Source organism: Paenibacillus sp. FSL H3-0321 (assembly GCF_038002865.1).
In the GTDB taxonomy this organism is placed as follows: Bacteria; Bacillota; Bacilli; order Paenibacillales; family Paenibacillaceae; genus Paenibacillus_AQ.
Genome location: NZ_JBBODH010000001.1, coordinates 4,904,444 through 4,921,602 on the forward strand (window position 1 = coordinate 4,904,444; position 17,159 = coordinate 4,921,602).

The window sequence follows — 17,159 nt, forward strand, 5'->3', positions numbered from 1 at the left end:
GCCTTGCCTAGAGAGAACTTCTTTGAAGAGATTAAGTGCAAAGCTGCAGACTGCAAAGGGTCGGCTGATTCATATATAAGGGCTTTGCTAGGGTGGTAGCAGCTAAACAACAAAAATAGCGTGCAGAGTTGTATTTTATGAATACATTCTGCACGCTATTATTTTTGAACAAAGATGATGTCTTAGTGAGGTTATTTGCCGGCAATGGAAGTCTGCTCATTCTCCTGGCTCTTAGCCAAATGCACATTGCCCAGAAAAGCGGAAACACGGCGCAGATATTCGCGGGGATGCTCCCGGAACAGCAGCTCATGGTGGCTGTTTTCTACGATCCACGAATCCGAGTACGGATTGCTCTGGTTGGCCGCAAGCTCTTCGGCAATCGGGTATGGCGCCTTGTCATCCTTCGTGCCGTGCATGAACAGAACAGGGAAAGGATAGTCTTCAGCTTTTACCTTGGAATAAGGAATTTGATTCAGCCCTGTGCCGTTCAGTACCGGGAAGAGCAGCTCCATAATTTCCAGGGAAGGCTGGCGGGGAAGATCGATATTTTGCTTGATATTATGGTAAAGTGTATCCGGCTCCAACAAAAAGGTGCTGTCCAGAATCATCGCATCGACGTCCTCGGTAACTAGCCCCGCCTGAAGCGCTGTGCCGGCACCCATGGAGAAGCCCCAAACGACGATCTCTCCGGCTCCCCGGTCCTTGGCGAACTGTATGGCGCCTAAGAGCTGCTGGGATTCTTTTTTGCCGCCGGTAGCGATATCCTTGTTGGTCTGGGAAGCGAAGCCATAGTCGAACATGACGACGTTGAAATTCAGGCTATGGGCATAATGGGCCAGATCATACATCGGTACCCAGGATTCCTCGCGGTTGGCGCCGTAGCCATGACTGAAGACAATGGTTTTGGTAGAGTCCTTGGACGGGATATACCAACCCTGCATCGTCCGGCTTCCGTCATGCGCCTGAAAGGTCACATCTTCATAGTCCAGCCCCTTGGCCAGTGAAGGGTTGGAGTACAGGGGAGCCACTGTCGGATTAGACAGCACCCAGGCAATATAGCCATGCAGGGCAATGAAGCAGAACACAAAGAAGAAAAATACAGATAACAGCAATGCAACTACAATATGTTTAACGCGAATCATCCCCAGTGAAAGGTTGGGGGCGATGTCTGACTTATCCTCCTTGGTCTTGCGTGAGACCGGTCTGCCGGTACGGTGGGTTGCCAGATCCATAAGATCCACTCCTAAAATCGCAAAGTCAAAATCAAACTGAACTGTTTCATGTAATGAACTATTTCCATTTGTATCGGCATAATTAATTCATATGTTTAATCGTATGGGGACGCCCTCATAAAGTCAATGAATTCGCCGTTTTTGTAATCTAACTGTAAAGTGCGGCCCAGCCTTTTCCTGTCAGTTAATATACTGGACTTTCCTTGGGCTTTTGCTCTAAGATAGAATTAACTATGTACAATTATGTAACCGGGTTTCATTTAATGAAACAGGTAAGGGGAGATTGCTGTGGAGGATCGTAAACTGACCGTACGCGCTGTAGAACGGGCGCTGGATATATTGCTGTGTTTTACGAAGGAGAATGATGATCTAAGCTTGACTGAGATTGCCGCCAAAATCAGCCTCCATAAGAGTACTGTGCACCGGCTGCTCACTACCCTGGAGGAGAAGGGCTTTCTGATGCGCAATGAAAGTACCGAGAAATACCGGCTTGGTATGCGGATTTGGGAGCTGTCTACCCATCTGCCGACGCTGGATGAACCGGCGGCACTGCTGCTTCCGGCGATGGAGCGGCTGCGCGACCGGCTGGGAGAGACGGTGAGCCTCTATCTGCGCGACGGTCTGGAACGTGTGCGCATTCAGGCTGTGCAGAGCCGGCAGGCAATCCGCCGGGTGGCACAGATTGGTGCCCGGCTGCCCTTATCTGTTGGCGCTTCCAGCAAGGTGCTGGCCGCCTATGCGCCGCATGAGGTGCAGATCCGGCTGCTGGCAGATCCGGCTTGGCCGGAAACTGTAGATAGAAGCCTATACTTGGAGCAGCTTAAGGAAATTACCCGCCGGGGCTATGCGACCAGCTTCGAGGAGCGGGAACCAGGGGCTGCTGCAGTGGCTGTTCCTATTGTCGGCCGCAATGGCAGCGTAGTGGCAGCCCTTTCCCTGTCCGGCCCTGTCAGCCGCTTGTCCCGGGAAACTCTCGAGGAATATGCTGTGATTCTTTCGGAGAATGCAGCCGAAATGGGATTGATGATGGGGTAATCGGGAAAGTCTGGTTATGCAGTCGAATTATGGGGGTAAATTAAAGAGAAAGCTGCCAGAAGCAGTAATATTCAATTTGTAACTATAGGGAAAATGAACTATGATAAAAAATTATAGGTTTCAGATTTTATAAGTAATTATACTTTTTATTCCGGGGGGATGGGTGATTCCATTGAGCGCTGCAGTACCCGATTCATTAATGGAAGAGATTCAACAACTTCAAGACACATTCGGTGCTGTTACGAGTCAGGCTCTTGTGCTAACGGATCAGGAAGGAAACTTGATAACCCGTCCAACCATTGCAGGAAGGTTTTATAAGGAGATTATTGACTCCTTGCAGCACGTACACCGTCCCTTTGAGCAGACACTGCGCCGCTTGGGGGCCTTGTCACATCCTGCCGTCTTGGACCGGTGGATTCCCGGATTGAAATATATCATTACCCCGCTGGTTCCGGAGTACGGAGAGATTTATTATCTCTGGTCAGGCCTCTATATGGAGGAAGGTGCGAAGGAACTGGTATTGCAAGCCTTCGAGTCCAAGATGAAGAATCATCCGGAATATGATCAGCTAAGTTCTGAGCTAGCTGCCTTACCCGAGAGCAGTAGTGAACGTGTATTCGAGATCAGGGACAAGATAGCCGTTCTTGGCAGTATCCTGTGTAAATTAATAGGAGGCTCTGCCCTTAAGCCGGTGACGGAAAGAAACACTATGATGATTTCGCGGCTACTGACTCATCTGGAGGAGGATTTCCTGAAGATTGAAGAGGTGCTCCAGCAACTGGCAGGGACTTTTTCAGCCGCCGATTTGTATGCCTTTGCCAAGGAGAACGATGAAGGGCAATTCAAGGTGAATTATGCTGCGGGAAAAGAGGCACATCTTTTGCTGAATGCTGTATTTCCGCAAGGGGACGGTTTTTTTGGACAAGCGGTCCTTGGCAAAGATCCGAGACATTGGAAAGACATTGCCAAAGATCCAAGATCCCTTTACTTCACCCGGCGGGGAATGACGCTGCCGGAATGCCTGTCTTGTTATCCGGTTTTGATCAACAACGGCAAAAGGGCGCTTTTGCTGGCAATCAGCTTTGGAAGAAATGAACAGGTTCAGGGCTACGACCGGCAGGAGCAAATCGTTGCCTCTTTGCTGGGAATATCCGACTGGGGAGAAATGCTGCTGCACAGGGGAAAACTGCTTGAAGAAGGAGCGTTCCTTCTTAAGGAAGCGGCTAGACTGCTGCCGCAAGCGTTGTCGAGGAAAGATCTGGGTATGCAACTGCTGGATGTTGTCATGGCCATGCCTTTCTATCCCTCATCCACGTTGGTTTACTTTCAGGAAATCGAGAGTTCAAACATTACGTATTTTTCCAGAGGCTGGACCTCAGATGAGGATGCATTGTATGTCAAAGGGCTGGAGTCCCGCTACTCCCAGCAATCCTTTCTCTCGTCTGCTGTCATCTTTGAGATGGCAGGAGGTTCGGTTCTGCTCGAATGTCCGCTGCTATCCGGGAACGAGTTCAAAGGACTGTTGTCTGTCGGATTCAGGGGGCGAAGTGAAGCGGAGCAATGGCAGACCTTCATCGAATCGGTAGCCTGTCTGGCCACTGTTGCCATTCGTCTTCTGGAGAAGGAAGAAAGGTATATCGGGCAGGCTGAGGCCTTTATGACCGAACTGCGCCGTTACCTCCAGAATGCAAACACTGAACTGAGCAGTCTATCGCTGGACGCTTCCGATATGGCGGTAGATTTTGCCCGTTACATAGGCCTGACTGAAGAGGAAGCTGAAAGGGTGGGAAAGACGGCTCTGCTGTCTCCTTTCCATATTGAAGCGTTAATGGATTTTGGATATTACCCGGATGAAATCTCGCTGCTGCAGCAGGTGGACGAGTTGGCCTCTCAATTCTTTACTGTGGAGAAGCCTCCCCTGCCTCTATCCGGCCAGGTGCTTGCACTGATACTGCAGCATACAGGAAGAGGTGCAGATCAGAAACATCTGGGCAGCCCTCCGCACAAATGGATTGATCCATCCAGATACAGCAAGGACTACAATATTGCTTCCTGGATTGAGGATGAACGGATTTCCTCGTTCCAGTCGTTTCTGCTGAGCCGGGAGGATTCGCGGCCTAAGAAGAGAATCGTATCGGCAGCGAGGCTGCTGGATAGCCCGGCATTGACTACACTCAAGGAAGAATGGGGGGTCTCACCCCGGGAAGAAGAAGTACTTGAGCTAATTGTCCACGGGAAAACGAATAAGGAAATTGCCAACACGCTGTTTATCAGCGAGCATACCGTCAAAAACCACCTGAGCCGCATCTTTAACAAGATGAACGTAACCGACCGCTCGCAAATTATTGCACTTATCTATAAGGTAATCCTCGATGCCGAACGCATCGAGATTTAGGCCCGATCCGAAGCTGCAGATACCGCTTGGATTGGATGAAGCTTCACCACAGGGTAAGCTAAATAGCCCCCGACAATCTCCCTTACGGGATTGTCGGGGGCTATTTAGTCTGTTCAGCACCGTCAGGATGGATGGAACACAAGCACAGTGGGTTCATCCATCCTGACCATCTGTAGTTATTCTACAGGCAGCGCAGTTTCCGAAGCGGCAGCATCAGCCAGCATCTGGCGGAGTACCGTCTGCAGAATGCCGCCATTGCGGTAGTAGTCGATGTCAACGGTACTGTCTAACCGGGCAATGACCGGGAATTCAAACTGTGTGCCGTCCTCGCGGGTAGCGGTGACGGTCAGTTCCTGGCCTGGCAGCACGTAGTTGTCGAGTCCGGTGATATTGAAGGTCTCGCGTCCGGTCAGTCCCATGCTGCTCCAGCCGTGGCCTTCCTGGAATTGCAGCGGCAGAACGCCCATGCCGACCAGATTGCTGCGGTGAATCCGCTCGAAGCTCTCGGCGATGACCGCCTTGACCCCAAGCAGCAGCGTACCTTTGGCGGCCCAGTCGCGTGAGCTGCCTGTGCCGTATTCCTTGCCCGCGATAACGATCAGGTTCTGTCCAGCCGACTGGTACAGCATGGACGCATCATAGATCGACATCACTTCTTCGCTCGGCAGGAAGGTGGTTACCCCGCCTTCCGTACCCGGTGCAACCGCGTTGCGGATCCGGATGTTGGCGAACGTGCCGCGCATCATCACCTCATGGTTCCCGCGGCGTGAGCCGTAGGAGTTGAAGTCGGCGCGTTCCACGCCATGGCTGCGCAGATATTCTCCGGCAGGACCGGAGGTGGAGATATTGCCCGCCGGCGAAATATGGTCGGTAGTGACGGAGTCGGCAAGCAGTGCTAATACCCGCGCGTTGCTGATGTCCTTGATATCTCCGACACCATCCGCCAGATGCTCAAAGAACGGCGGGTTCTGGATGTATGTGGAGTTGTCATCCCATTCATACAGCTCGCCTTCCGGCACAGGAATCGAATTCCAACGTTCGTTGGCAGTAAATACATTCTCGTATTTACGCCGGAACATCTCGGGACTCAGGGAGAGGCTGATTGCTTCACGAATCTCTGCAGAAGTCGGCCAGATGTCTGCAAGGAATACAGGCTCACCCTGCGGATCATAACCCAGCGGCTCAGTCTTCAGATCAATGTTCACAGTGCCGGCCAGGGCATAGGCTACAACGAGCGGCGGGGAGGCCAGGTAGTTTGCTTTAACCTGGGCATGCACACGGCCTTCGAAGTTCCGGTTGCCGGATATTACTGCAGCTACTGTCATATCATGTTCTGAAATGGCCTGGCTGACTTCATCCGGCAGCGGGCCGGAGTTGCCGATACAGGTAGCGCAGCCGTAGCCGGCCAGATAGAAGCCCAGAGCCTCAAGCGGCTTCAGAAGATCGGCTTTTTCCAGGTATTCCGTAACCACAAGCGATCCCGGAGTGAGACTGCTCTTCACATAGCCTGGCTTAGTCAGACCGCGTTCCACGGCTTTTTTGGCCAGCAGCCCGGCTCCAAGCATAACGCTCGGGTTGGAGGTGTTCGTACAGCTGGTGATCGCTGCGATTACGACGGCACCGGCGCTGAGCTTGCTGGTGCTGCCATTCTTGTGCTGTACTTCCACGACTTCGGCAATCTTCTCATCACTGAGGCCGTAGCCTCCCTTGTCAACAGGGGTACGGATGATGCCCTCGAAGTTCTCTTTCATATGTGTCAGCTCGACACGGTCCTGCGGACGTTTCGGTCCGGCAAGGCTCGTAACAACAGAGGCAAGATCAAGCTCGATGACGTCGCTGAACTGCGGGTCCGGTGTATCCGCGGTGCGGAACATGCCTTGAGCTTTGTAATAGTCACCGACCAGCTCGACCAGTTCATCCGGACGTCCGGTGCTGCGCAGGTAGGCCAGCGTTTCTTCATCAACCGGGAAGAACCCGATGGTCGCTCCGTATTCGGGAGCCATGTTGGCTACGGTCGCACGGTCAGCAAGGCTGATGTTGGCAAGGCCCGGTCCGTAGAACTCTACGAATTTGCCGACAACGCCTTTCTTGCGCAGCATTTGCGTTACTGTCAAGGCCAGGTCGGTTGCCGTAGCACCTTCCATCAGGCTGCCTGTAAGCTTAAAGCCAACTACATCCGGTGTAACAAAATACAGCGGCTGCCCAAGCATGCCTGCTTCGGCTTCAATACCGCCTACACCCCAGCCGACGACTCCGAGGCCGTTGATCATAGTGGTATGGGAATCTGTGCCGACCAGGGAATCAGGATAGACTACAGTTTCACCGTCAACGGACTTGGTAGTGGCCACGGACGCCAAATACTCCAGGTTGACCTGATGCACAATTCCTGTTGCCGGCGGAACAGCGCGGAAGTTGTTGAAAGCGGTCTGCGCCCAGCGCAGGAAGCGGTAGCGTTCTTCATTGCGTTCAAATTCTACATTCATGTTGTATTCGAGCGCATCGGCGGTGCCAAAGGCATCGACCATGACAGAGTGGTCAATGACAAGGTCAACCGGAACGAGCGGATTGATCTTCTTGGGATCGCCTCCCGCTTTCTTGACGGTATCGCGCATTGCAGCGAGATCGACAACCACGGGCACACCGGTGAAATCCTGCAGGACGATCCGCGCAGGAATAAAAGGAATCTCTTTATTGCGGTCTATGCCACCTGACCAGCCGGCCAGCTGTTTTACATGCTCTTCCGTGATCGCCCGTCCGTCATACTGGCGGACAGCCGCCTCAAGCAGTACTTTGATGGAAAATGGCAGGGATGAAATGCTGCCTGCGCCTTGTTCTTCAAGGGAATTAAGATGATAGTAGCGGTAGGTTTTGCCGCCTGACTCCAGGTTCTTAGCCAGGGAAAAATGGTCCTTGCTTGGCATATATGCGCCTCCTCGTTTCATCTGGTGAAACATCATTTCATATTGTTTGTATGTTAAGTATAACGGTTACAAAGGGGGGAGTAAAGTTTTTTTTCCTGCTTTTTCACCCAGATTTGCCCTGTCCGGCAGGCTATCTTGCGCTTTGCCTAAAGCTTGGAAATTAGCTTGGCCTGCTTGTCATTCACTGATTCCATCTGTATAGCCGCAGGTATTCCTTCATATACATAGGACAGCAGCCAAACAGGGATGAAGGGGCGGGAAACGGGATGGAATTAGAGTGGAAGAAAAGCTTGTATGTTTATGTGGATCAGTTAAACAAGGCACGGGTGGCACCGGGGGCCGAACCGCGCCGTACTGCCGTCATGGACCCGCGTTATCTAGTGGCCCAGGGGGAGCGCTCCCGGCGGCTTGCCCAGTGGTATAACCGCCGGGGGATTACTCCTCTGCGTGCGGAGACCGGTGTCAGGACGCTGCGCACCGTCCGCCAGAATCCGGGTGAGGTCGTAGCCGATGTAGCGCTGCACAGTGCACTGTATTATGAGAAGGGCGGAATGACGCACCGTGAGGATACGATCGAGACGGAACGTCTGACTTTTGTGCGGGAGGGCAGCGCCTGGGAGATAGCCACTGTGGAGCGCAGTGTGCAGGAAAGAAATACGCAGCGCAGAGCACTGGATGCGGATCCCGCACTGCGGTTGTCCAAATGGGGCGAGGTACTGCCTGCCCCGCAGCCGTCGCAGCCGCTGCTTAACCGGAATGTGCTCCGCGGGATTGCCGGATCGAAGGAGGTCCGTTACCGCCGGGAAGAAGCGGCAGCCTATGCTGACCGCTGGTGGAAGGACGGCAATCCGGAGTTTGAGGTTTTTGATGTGGACTGCACAAATTATGTGTCTCAATGTCTCTTTGCAGGGGGCGCACCTATCAACTATACTGGTAAAAGAGAAACCGGCTGGTGGTACAAAGGCTACAATGGAGCGCAGGAATGGTGGAGCTTCAGCTGGGCTGTGTCGGACAGCCTGCAGCGCTATTTGAGCGGGGAGCGGAGCAGCGGACTTCGCGCTGAGGCCGTGGAGCGGCCGGATCAGCTGATGCTTGGCGATGTCATCCTGTACGACTGGGACGGCAACGGCCATTACCAGCACAGCACGATCGTCACCGCTTTTGACGCGGGCGGAATGCCGCTGGTGAATGCAAGAACGGTCAGCAGCCGTCACCGCTTTTGGGATTACCGTGATTCCTATGCATGGACCGACAGAACGGCCTACCGTTTTTTTCATATCAATGACTACTTATAATTCAGAAAGAGGTTAGGGCATGGGGAACACAAAATTAACCGTAGGACTGGTGTACGGCGGCAAATCCGGAGAGCATGAGGTATCGCTGCAGACGGCATTCGCGGTTATGAACGCTTTTGACTACGATAAATATGAGATTATTCCTTTCTATATTTCCAAACAGGGGCTGTGGAAGGTTGGCGAAACACTCACCGCCGCTTACAGCGGAATTGAGCAGTTGAAGCTTGCCGGGGTAGCCGGAGATATGGGCACAGCATTGAATGCGGTATTCAGCGGACTAGCGGGCGGGGAGAAGAGCATTGATGTGATGTTCCCGCTGCTGCACGGCACCAATGGGGAAGACGGTACGATTCAGGGCCTGTTTGAAATGGCGAATATTCCTTATATCGGCGCAGGCGTGCTGGCTTCATCCGCAGGTATGGATAAGGTCGTGATGAAGAAGCTGTTCGGTGAAGCGGGACTTGCGCAATGCGAGTACTGTTATTTCAACGCTGCCGTGTGGAAGCACAAAAGCCATGAGCTGATTATGGGGGTAGAGGATAAGCTGGGTTACCCTGTGTTCGTCAAGCCGGCCAATCTGGGCTCCAGTGTGGGCATTTCCAAAGCCGTAGATAAGGAAAGTCTAATCAAGGCTGTCGATTTTGCTTTCCGCTATGATACCAAGGTCATCATTGAAGAATTTGTTGATGCCCGCGAGGTGGAGGTTGCTGTACTTGGCAATGAGGAACCCGAGGCTTCCGTTCCGGGTGAAATCGTCTCTTCCGGAGAATATTATGACTATGCGGCAAAATATATCGACGGCAAATCGCAGATGCTGATTCCGGCTCCTGTCGACCCTGAGGTGGCGGACCGCCTGCGTGAATCGGCGATTGCTGCCTTCCGGGCGATCGAAGGCAGCGGGATTACCCGTGCCGACTTCTTCGTACGGAAATCCGACGGCCAAATTCTGATTAATGAAGTGAATACAATGCCGGGCTTTACGCCGTTCAGTATGTACCCGCTGCTGTGGCGCGAGACAGGTGTATCGTATCCTGCTCTGCTGGACCGCATGATCGAGCTGGCGCTGGAACGTTACAAGTATAAACAAGGCCTTAAATACGACAATGAATAAAATCAGGTGAGCGGCGGGATCCTTCCGGCCGGAAAGGAGAGACAACAGCATGGGTTTTCAATCGGAATTCAATTCGGTCTGCAAGTTCAAGAATGAGCAGGAGCTGTATGAATTGCTGGAGTACGGCCGCACCAAGATGGTGAAGCAGGGTTTTCGCGTGTATCCGACCGGCCAGAAGGTTATTGCCTATACACCGGAGAATGTGGCTGTGGCGATCGTCAAGATCTCCGCTTCGATCGCGGAGATCAACTTCCAGGGCAATGAGGTTACAGCGGTCGAGATGGAGCTGGTACGCAAGCTGAACGAAGAAGAGTCGCGGGTGCAGACGGCGCTTGCCTATGAGATGTTCTTCGGGGAAGAAGGATGATTGTCCGCTTTGGATATGTAGCCATGTCCACCGTCATCCCAGACTGTTCACCATCCAAGACAATGACGATGGCAAGCTTTGCGAAGCTGAACGACCGTGAAGCCGGGCTGCGGCGTCTGGAGACCCTTGCGAAGACGAACCTGCATAATACGCTGCGCCTGCTGAAGCATAATGCCGGCTCAGATATTATGGTGTACCGCATGACTTCCAAGCTGATTCCGCTGGCAACGCATCCTGATCTGCGGGACTGGAACCCTTTGGCCGTACTGGCTGAAGAGTTTGCCGAAGTGGGCAGCTATGTGAAGAAGCACGGGATGAGGGTGTCCTTTCATCCTGATCACTTTACGGTGCTAAGCACGCCCCGTCCCGAGGTGCTGGCGAGTTCCATCCGTGATTTGCAGCATCATACGGATATGCTCGTTGCAATGGGGCTGCCGGCAACGGCCAAGAGCAACATTCATATCGGCGGGGCCTATGGGGACAAGCCTGTGGCGGCAGCGCGGTTCCGGGAGCATTTTGCAGGGCTTGCTCCTGAACTACAGGAGCGGGTTACGCTCGAGAACGACGATAAGACATTTAACGCGCAGGAGACGCTGGAGGTTGCCCGCAGTCTCGGGCTGCCGATGGTGCTCGATATTCATCACCAGTGGGTGAATAATGAAGGCGAGCTTCCATGGGAGCTGTGGCCGGAGATTCAGAAGACCTGGAAGAGTCCGCTGGCACTGAAGGATGTGCTTCCAGGCGAACTGCTGCCGCCTAAGATCCATGTCTCCAGTCCGCGCAGTCCTTCTGATCCCCGCAGCCATGCCGATGGTGTGGAACCGGCGCCGCTGCTGGCTTTTCTAAAGCGGATTGCAGCCGATACCCCTGCTGTGGATGCCATGATTGAAGCGAAATCGAAAGATGGTGCCCTGTTTGGTCTGATGGAGGCAATGAAGGAGCTGGCGGAAGCCGGCAACGGAATTACGATATTGGACGGGGCCAGTATTAATATTGAGCCGTAACCTGCACCATGCCAGAAGATTTGGCAGGAAGCCTGGCAGGTTTGACTTGATAAGTAGACTGAAATAAGGTACGTTGAATGAAACTTAAGCAGCAGTGAGCCTGTGTGTAGCAGCAATGTTTCATGGGAGAGCGATTAAGTACAAGAAAGTGGAGTGAAGATATGAATCCTTTAAATCCTGAGAACCGGAAGGAACGGGAGCCCTATGTAGTTACAAGCAAAGGGCACACGGCGGCAGCGATTAACGCGGCAGCCAAAGCGGGGGAATGGATCAAGAGCAGACAAGGTCAAGTGAAGGAGCTGGGCAGCAAGACATCGGCCCAGGACCTGGTAACGGAAGTTGATAAAGGCGTGGAGCAGATGATCCGCCGGCTGATCCTGACCCATTATCCTGACCATGCTATCCTTGGAGAAGAGGGTGTTCAGCCGGGAACAGATTCGGTTGCTGCCGCTCTGGAAGAAGGACGCCAACACGAATACCTGTGGATTGTCGATCCGATTGACGGCACCACCAATTTTGTGCACGGATTTCCGTTCTACTGTGTTTCCATAGCTCTCGCCGTTAAGGGAGAACTTACTGTAGGCGTTATTTACGACCCTATCCGTGACGAGATGTTCGTCGCCGAGAAGGGTAAAGGAGCTTACATGCACGGCGTTCCTACCTCGGTTTCTGCCGAGACGGTACCTGGGGACAGTCTTATTGCGATGGGCTTTCCGCCGGACCGCACCTTTGCGCAGCCGGCGAATATGGCGGGACTGCAGCAGATTCTGCCTCAGGTCCGCGGCATCCGTGCCGGAGGTTCAGCTGCGCTGCATCTGGCCTACGTGGCGGTTGGCCGGGTGGATGGTTACTGGGAGGTCGGCCTGAGTCCTTGGGATTGCGCAGCGGGCGTGCTGCTCGTGAGGGAATCCGGCGGCAAGGTTACCGATACCTTGGGTAATCCTTATGACATCGGCACTCGCCATGTTGTGGCGAGCAACGGTAAAATTCATGATTATCTGGTTTCATCCCTGAAGGAAGCCAAAGCAACGGGATTTTAGCTTTAAGGAGGCAACTGGAACCATGAGCCGTAATGATGATCTGGAGCGCAAGCTCAGTGAGCTTTTGGAAGACGGGGACATGGAGCAGGGCGACAACAAGGACAAAGAAATCCGTCAAATCTCGCCCAAGTATGAAATCCGGATCCAGACTACACTCGATCCTATTGTAGAAGAAACCTTGCGCTACCGTAAAATAGCTTATGAACTGGATGACCGTTATGACAGATTTCTGGAGCGTGCAGGAAAGAGCCACGCTCCCCGCAACGCCGAGGGTACAAAGAACAGCACCGGGTCCGGCAGCGGACAGGAATAAGTCACCGGGCCAACAGCAGGAGCGGTTTCCCGATACGGGAAACCGCTCTTCTGCGCAGAGCGGCAGAATGTTAGAATGGAATTATATTACTTTTAGGAGGGGAACGATGCTGAATACATGGAGGAAAATAGCGGCTGCCGGAACAAGCGGTCTGCTGCTGCTCGCCATACTGGTTAGCGCAGGTGCAGGATACGCCAAGGCCGAGGAGGCTGCTGCAGCAACCCAGGGATCGGAGCAGGATATCTTTCGCATTGTAGCACTGGGAGATTCGATAACTGCCGGATATGAGCCGGGGATGACCGATGTAAACGTGAAACCCTACGGTTACGCAGAAAGACTGCTGGAACAGGGGTATTATCATGGAAGAAGCACACTCGGCAATTACGGTATTCTGGGGCTGACCTCAACAGGGCTGCTTAATTATACCGGTGCGATTAAAGACGGGGCTGTGATTACAGCTGAGGGTATTCAGGCAGGGCTGCCCGATCCGCGGATAGAGCAGTTTGCGGCACTGACTCCGCAGATTCGGACCGAGCTTGCTCAGGCGGATCTAATTACAGTCACGATCGGCGGAAATGATGTCAGCAGCCTATTCCTTCAGTACAAGCAACTGACGGATGAAGATTTCCAGGCTCAGCTGGAGCAGCGTTTGAGCGCCTACAATACGAATGTGAAGACAGCGCTTGAGAACATCCGTGTCGTGAACCCGCAAGCAACCATTCTGATAGCCGATCAGTATCAGCCGGCTCCCAAATTTGCGGTAAAAGAGGCCTATCCCAAGCTGATGGGCGCAGCGGAGCGGTTGACAGCCATGGCGGACAGTATTGCGGCCAGTTTCGACCAGACCGGGGCACCGGTGCGGGTAGCCCATATTGCCAAACAATTCGTGGGTCTTGAGGGCTCGCTGACACATATCATATCGTTGGATTTTCATCCTACACAGCTGGGATATGAGAAAATCGCCCGGGTGTTTGCAGAACTGCAGTGGGGAGAATACCGCACACCGTCTGTTGCTGCAACAGCGCCGGGTTCGGCACCGATGTCGATTGTGGTAAAAGGCACAGAGCTTAATACCCCAAATAAGCCAGTCATTAAGAACGGCCAGAACTTTCTCGCACTGCGTGATGTTCTGAATGCTGTGGGTGCCAGTGGAAAGTGGGACAGTAAGACAGCCAGCGCAACAATTGTTTACGGTGACCGGACGGTGGTTATTACCATTGGCTCTAAGTATATTAAGGTCAATGGGGAAGATCAAGCAATTGATACACCGGCGTTTCTGCAAAAGGTCGGCAAAGAGGAGAAAACTTACCTGCCGCTTGCCGCACTTGCTACGGGACTCGGTTTCGACGTGAAATACAGCAGCCAGTTGAAGACTGCTTTCATAAATCCATAAAGCTGCATAAGATAATAGTGTAACGCCTTGAGCAAATACTTATAGGTGCAAGTAGCAATTTATAAATCATCATTATGAATTTAGCCCGCATGGCAAAGGTGGATGAGTGTTGTTGTCTAGTACAAAATATAGTGAAGATTATGTGATCACGATGGATGATATTATTCGGGAAGGTCATCCTATTCTCCGCAGTGTAACCGAGCCGGTACAGCTGCCGCTGCAGGATGCTGACCGTGAAGCGCTGCAATGCATGATGCAGTTTCTGAAGAACAGCCAGGACCCGGAGGCTTCCGCCAAACATAAGCTGCGTTCCGGCATTGGCTTATCCGCGAATCAGATCGGCCTTCAGAAGCGGATGTTCGTGATGTACCTGAAGGATGACAAGGGCAAGATTGTGGAGCATACCTGGGTGAATCCCAAGATCATTAGCCATTCGCTGGCGATGGTGTATTTGCCGGAGAGCGAGGGCTGCCTGTCTGTGGACCGGCCGGTTCATGGTTTTGTTCCGAGATATGAGACGGTAAAGGTAAAAGGCTATGATCTGAACGGCAAGGAAATCGTCCTGAAGTTCAAGGGTTACCAGGCCATAGTGATTCAGCATGAAATGGACCACCTGGACGGGATTATGTTCTATGACCGGATCAACCAGGAGAATCCGTTCAAACTTCCGCAGGATGTAGAAATCCGCAGCCTATATGATCAGAAAGCAAACTGAAGAGAGCTGCCGATGGCAGAAAGCTGTTGTCTTTAGGGATGACAGCTTTTTGTGCTGTCTATCTAGATTTCTTATAAATGGGAAAAAAGTGATATAATATCACAATCATAGCTAGGATGGAAACAGATTACACTGAACCTGGGAGGGAAAAGAAATGGGCTGGAGCAGGATGCCACTACGGGGAATACCGAATGATTACAATGATGAGGCCAGAGTAATTGATGAACAGATCTTAAGACTGGTGCAGCAGCGCAAGGCGCTCTCCGGAGGGAGGGCGCTATTTCCGGAAGAGGAAACCTTGAAGCAACTGGCGGCGGAGTCTGGTCTTGAGGTTTCGGAAATATCGCTGATTCTAAGCAATCTGAACGAAGCCCGGCCCAGACGGCATTTCTGGGATGAGCCCGGGCCGCTGCTTGGGGTGCTGGCAATAATGAAGACTACGCTGGATGGCGATTTTGAATATATGCTGACCCACTCCATGCAGTATGAGAAGCTAAGCATCGTCACCCTGGAAATCAAGTGCTTGAAAGAAACGGTGGAGCGTGTCCATATTAATCCCATGCTTAAGCTTGCTGTTCTAAGTGAGACAAGCTATGAAGTAGAAAATCACGGTGCAAACGGCGGCGGAGCGCATGTTCACATGCAGTTCATGATCTCTCCGCCTCTTCCGGAGGATCTCAGCACCACACAGTTTTCTCTGGTGCCCGGAAGCAGCAGATTCCAGCGTCCCGTCTTCGAAGAGGTCAAGCTGGACAAGCAGATTGATTTCTATTGATCGGCTGGTTTGATTCCCACACTTGAATACGGCTATGCAAATAACCCACTGCGGTAAGCCGCAGTGGGTTTGAATTTGTTAATGGAAGCAGGTCTAGTAAGCTTAAGTAATCAGTGCTGCAGCCGGGCAGTTGTTTATGATTATTTCTCTGCCGCCATTGCCTGGAAGGAAGCTTCCGCAGCTTCCAGTGTTGCGTCAATATCGGCATCCGTATGCGCTGTGGTCAAGAACCAGGCCTCATATTTGGACGGGGCAAGGTTGATCCCGCGGTTCAGCATATGGCGGAAGAAGCTGGCGAACATTTCGCCGTCCGTATCTTGAGCTTCCTCGTAGTTGGTGATCGGGTGAGCGCAGAAATGGGTGGAGAACGCCCCGCGGATCCGGTTGATCGTTAACGGAATGCCGTGACGGTCTGCCGATTGCTGCAGTCCCTCTGTCAGCCGGATGGCGAGCCGTTCCATTTCCTCATATACTCCTTCACCCTGCAGCACCTCAAGACAGGCGATACCTGCCGAGATGGAGGCAGGGTTGCCGGCCATAGTTCCGGCCTGGTAAGCGGGACCGAGCGGCGCAACCTGCTCCATCACATGCTTGCGGCCGCCGTAAGCGCCGATCGGAAGACCGCCGCCGATGATTTTGCCGAGCGCGGTCAGATCAGGTGTAATATCTTCGTGATTATCAAGGCCTGCATAAGTTTGTGTAGAACCGTAATGGAAACGGAAAGCGGTGATGACCTCGTCATAAATGACAAGCGATCCGTTATCATGGGCCAGCTTGCACAGCCCCTCCAGGAAACCGGGCTCCGGCATAACCATACCGAAATTGCCGACGATCGGTTCCACCATAACAGCGGCTACATCGCCGCCCCATTTCTCCAGCGCCTCGCGCAGTCCGCCAAGATCGTTGAACGGAACGGTGATGACTTCCTGGGCGATGCTGCCGGGAACTCCGGCGCTGTCAGGAATGCCCAGTGTGGAAGGGCCGGAGCCGGCAGCGACCAGCACAAGGTCGGAGTGGCCATGGTAGCAGCCGGCGAATTTCACGATCTTACTGCGCTTGGTATAAGCGCGTGCCACCCGGATTGTGGTCATAACGGCTTCCGTGCCGGAGTTGACGAACCGCACTTTATCCATAGAAGGGATTGCTTCCTTGAGCATTTTGGCCAGCTTGATTTCAAGCTGGGTGGGTGTGCCATACAGGATGCCATTCTGTGCGGCTTCCGTAATCGCCGCTGTGATATGCGGATGGGCATGGCCGGTAATAATCGGCCCGTAGGCTGCGAGGTAATCGATGTACTCGTTGCCGTCCTCGTCCCAGAAGCGTGAGCCTCCCGCGCGTTTCATAAATACCGGCGCTCCGCCGCCAACGGCCTTGAAGGACCGGGAGGGGCTGTTGACGCCTCCGACGATATGCTGAAGGGCTTCCTGATACAACTGTTCTGATGTGGTACGGTTCATGAATAATCATCCTTTCATATGTCTTGGGCAAGGGAACGGGCGAACTGGCGGCGGATGCCGCTGTTCGCCCGTCCTGAGGCCAAGCATGGGTTGTTGAAAATATAAG

The 17,159-nt window shown here is 53.0% G+C and carries 14 protein-coding genes; 11 read left to right on the forward strand and 3 right to left on the reverse strand.

Annotated features, from left to right (window positions below; genetic code table 11):
- Positions 1–191 precede the first annotated feature (191 nt).
- Positions 192–1,232 carry an alpha/beta hydrolase gene (locus MHI45_RS21985; protein WP_340895012.1) on the reverse strand — a complete coding sequence of 347 codons (1,041 nt, stop codon included), beginning with the start codon at positions 1,230–1,232 and terminating at the stop codon, positions 192–194.
- A gap of 288 nt (positions 1,233–1,520) precedes the next feature.
- Between MHI45_RS21985 and MHI45_RS21990 the strand changes: the two genes are divergently transcribed.
- On the forward strand, positions 1,521–2,267 hold the full coding sequence (locus tag MHI45_RS21990) for an IclR family transcriptional regulator (protein ID WP_038585575.1): 747 nt from the start codon (positions 1,521–1,523) through the stop codon (positions 2,265–2,267).
- Positions 2,268–2,430: 163 nt separating this feature from the next.
- On the forward strand, positions 2,431–4,662 hold the full coding sequence (locus MHI45_RS21995; protein WP_341119432.1) for a response regulator transcription factor: 2,232 nt from the start codon (positions 2,431–2,433) through the stop codon (positions 4,660–4,662).
- A 176-nt stretch (positions 4,663–4,838) separates the two neighbouring features.
- Here the strand turns inward: MHI45_RS21995 and acnA are convergent, their stop codons facing one another.
- Positions 4,839–7,583 (reverse strand): aconitate hydratase AcnA, encoded by a 2,745-nt coding sequence (gene acnA / locus MHI45_RS22000; protein WP_341119433.1) that lies wholly within the window; start codon positions 7,581–7,583, stop codon positions 4,839–4,841.
- A gap of 266 nt (positions 7,584–7,849) precedes the next feature.
- Between acnA and MHI45_RS22005 the strand changes: the two genes are divergently transcribed.
- The 9 genes from MHI45_RS22005 to MHI45_RS22045 all read left to right on the forward strand — a co-directional run bounded on the left by MHI45_RS22005 (position 7,850) and on the right by MHI45_RS22045 (position 15,596).
- Positions 7,850–8,878: an amidase domain-containing protein gene (locus MHI45_RS22005; protein ID WP_038585582.1), complete on the forward strand. Its 1,029-nt coding sequence runs from the start codon at positions 7,850–7,852 to the stop codon at positions 8,876–8,878.
- A gap of 19 nt (positions 8,879–8,897) precedes the next feature.
- Complete coding sequence (locus MHI45_RS22010) at positions 8,898–9,989, forward strand: D-alanine--D-alanine ligase (protein WP_341119434.1); 1,092 nt, start codon at positions 8,898–8,900, stop codon at positions 9,987–9,989.
- Between the two features lie 49 nt (positions 9,990–10,038).
- Positions 10,039–10,356, forward strand: a complete 318-nt coding sequence (locus tag MHI45_RS22015; protein WP_038585586.1) for a hypothetical protein — start codon at positions 10,039–10,041, stop codon at positions 10,354–10,356.
- Complete coding sequence (gene uvsE / locus MHI45_RS22020) at positions 10,353–11,360, forward strand: UV DNA damage repair endonuclease UvsE (protein WP_341119435.1); 1,008 nt, start codon at positions 10,353–10,355, stop codon at positions 11,358–11,360. Before MHI45_RS22015 ends, uvsE begins: the two co-directional genes overlap by 4 nt.
- A 161-nt stretch (positions 11,361–11,521) precedes the next feature.
- A complete protein-coding gene (locus MHI45_RS22025; RefSeq protein ID WP_340895002.1) occupies positions 11,522–12,400 on the forward strand; it encodes an inositol monophosphatase family protein in 879 nt (292 codons plus the stop codon).
- A 22-nt stretch (positions 12,401–12,422) separates the two neighbouring features.
- The gene (locus MHI45_RS22030) at positions 12,423–12,713 is read left to right on the forward strand and encodes a hypothetical protein (protein WP_341119436.1); all 291 of its coding nucleotides are present in this window, start codon (positions 12,423–12,425) and stop codon (positions 12,711–12,713) included.
- A 106-nt stretch (positions 12,714–12,819) separates the two neighbouring features.
- Positions 12,820–14,106 carry a stalk domain-containing protein gene (locus MHI45_RS22035; protein WP_038585596.1) on the forward strand — a complete coding sequence of 429 codons (1,287 nt, stop codon included), beginning with the start codon at positions 12,820–12,822 and terminating at the stop codon, positions 14,104–14,106.
- A 151-nt stretch (positions 14,107–14,257) separates the two neighbouring features.
- Positions 14,258–14,821 (forward strand): peptide deformylase, encoded by a 564-nt coding sequence (def, locus tag MHI45_RS22040; RefSeq protein ID WP_038598485.1) that lies wholly within the window; start codon positions 14,258–14,260, stop codon positions 14,819–14,821.
- Positions 14,822–14,975: 154 nt separating this feature from the next.
- Positions 14,976–15,596, forward strand: a complete 621-nt coding sequence (locus MHI45_RS22045; RefSeq protein ID WP_038585598.1) for a hypothetical protein — start codon at positions 14,976–14,978, stop codon at positions 15,594–15,596.
- A 140-nt stretch (positions 15,597–15,736) separates the two neighbouring features.
- On the opposite strand, the gene MHI45_RS22050 is transcribed toward MHI45_RS22045, so the two are convergent.
- Entirely contained in the window at positions 15,737–17,053 is a 1,317-nt protein-coding gene (locus tag MHI45_RS22050; RefSeq protein ID WP_341119437.1) for a glutamate-1-semialdehyde 2,1-aminomutase, read from the reverse strand.
- Positions 17,054–17,159: the final 106 nt, after the last annotated feature.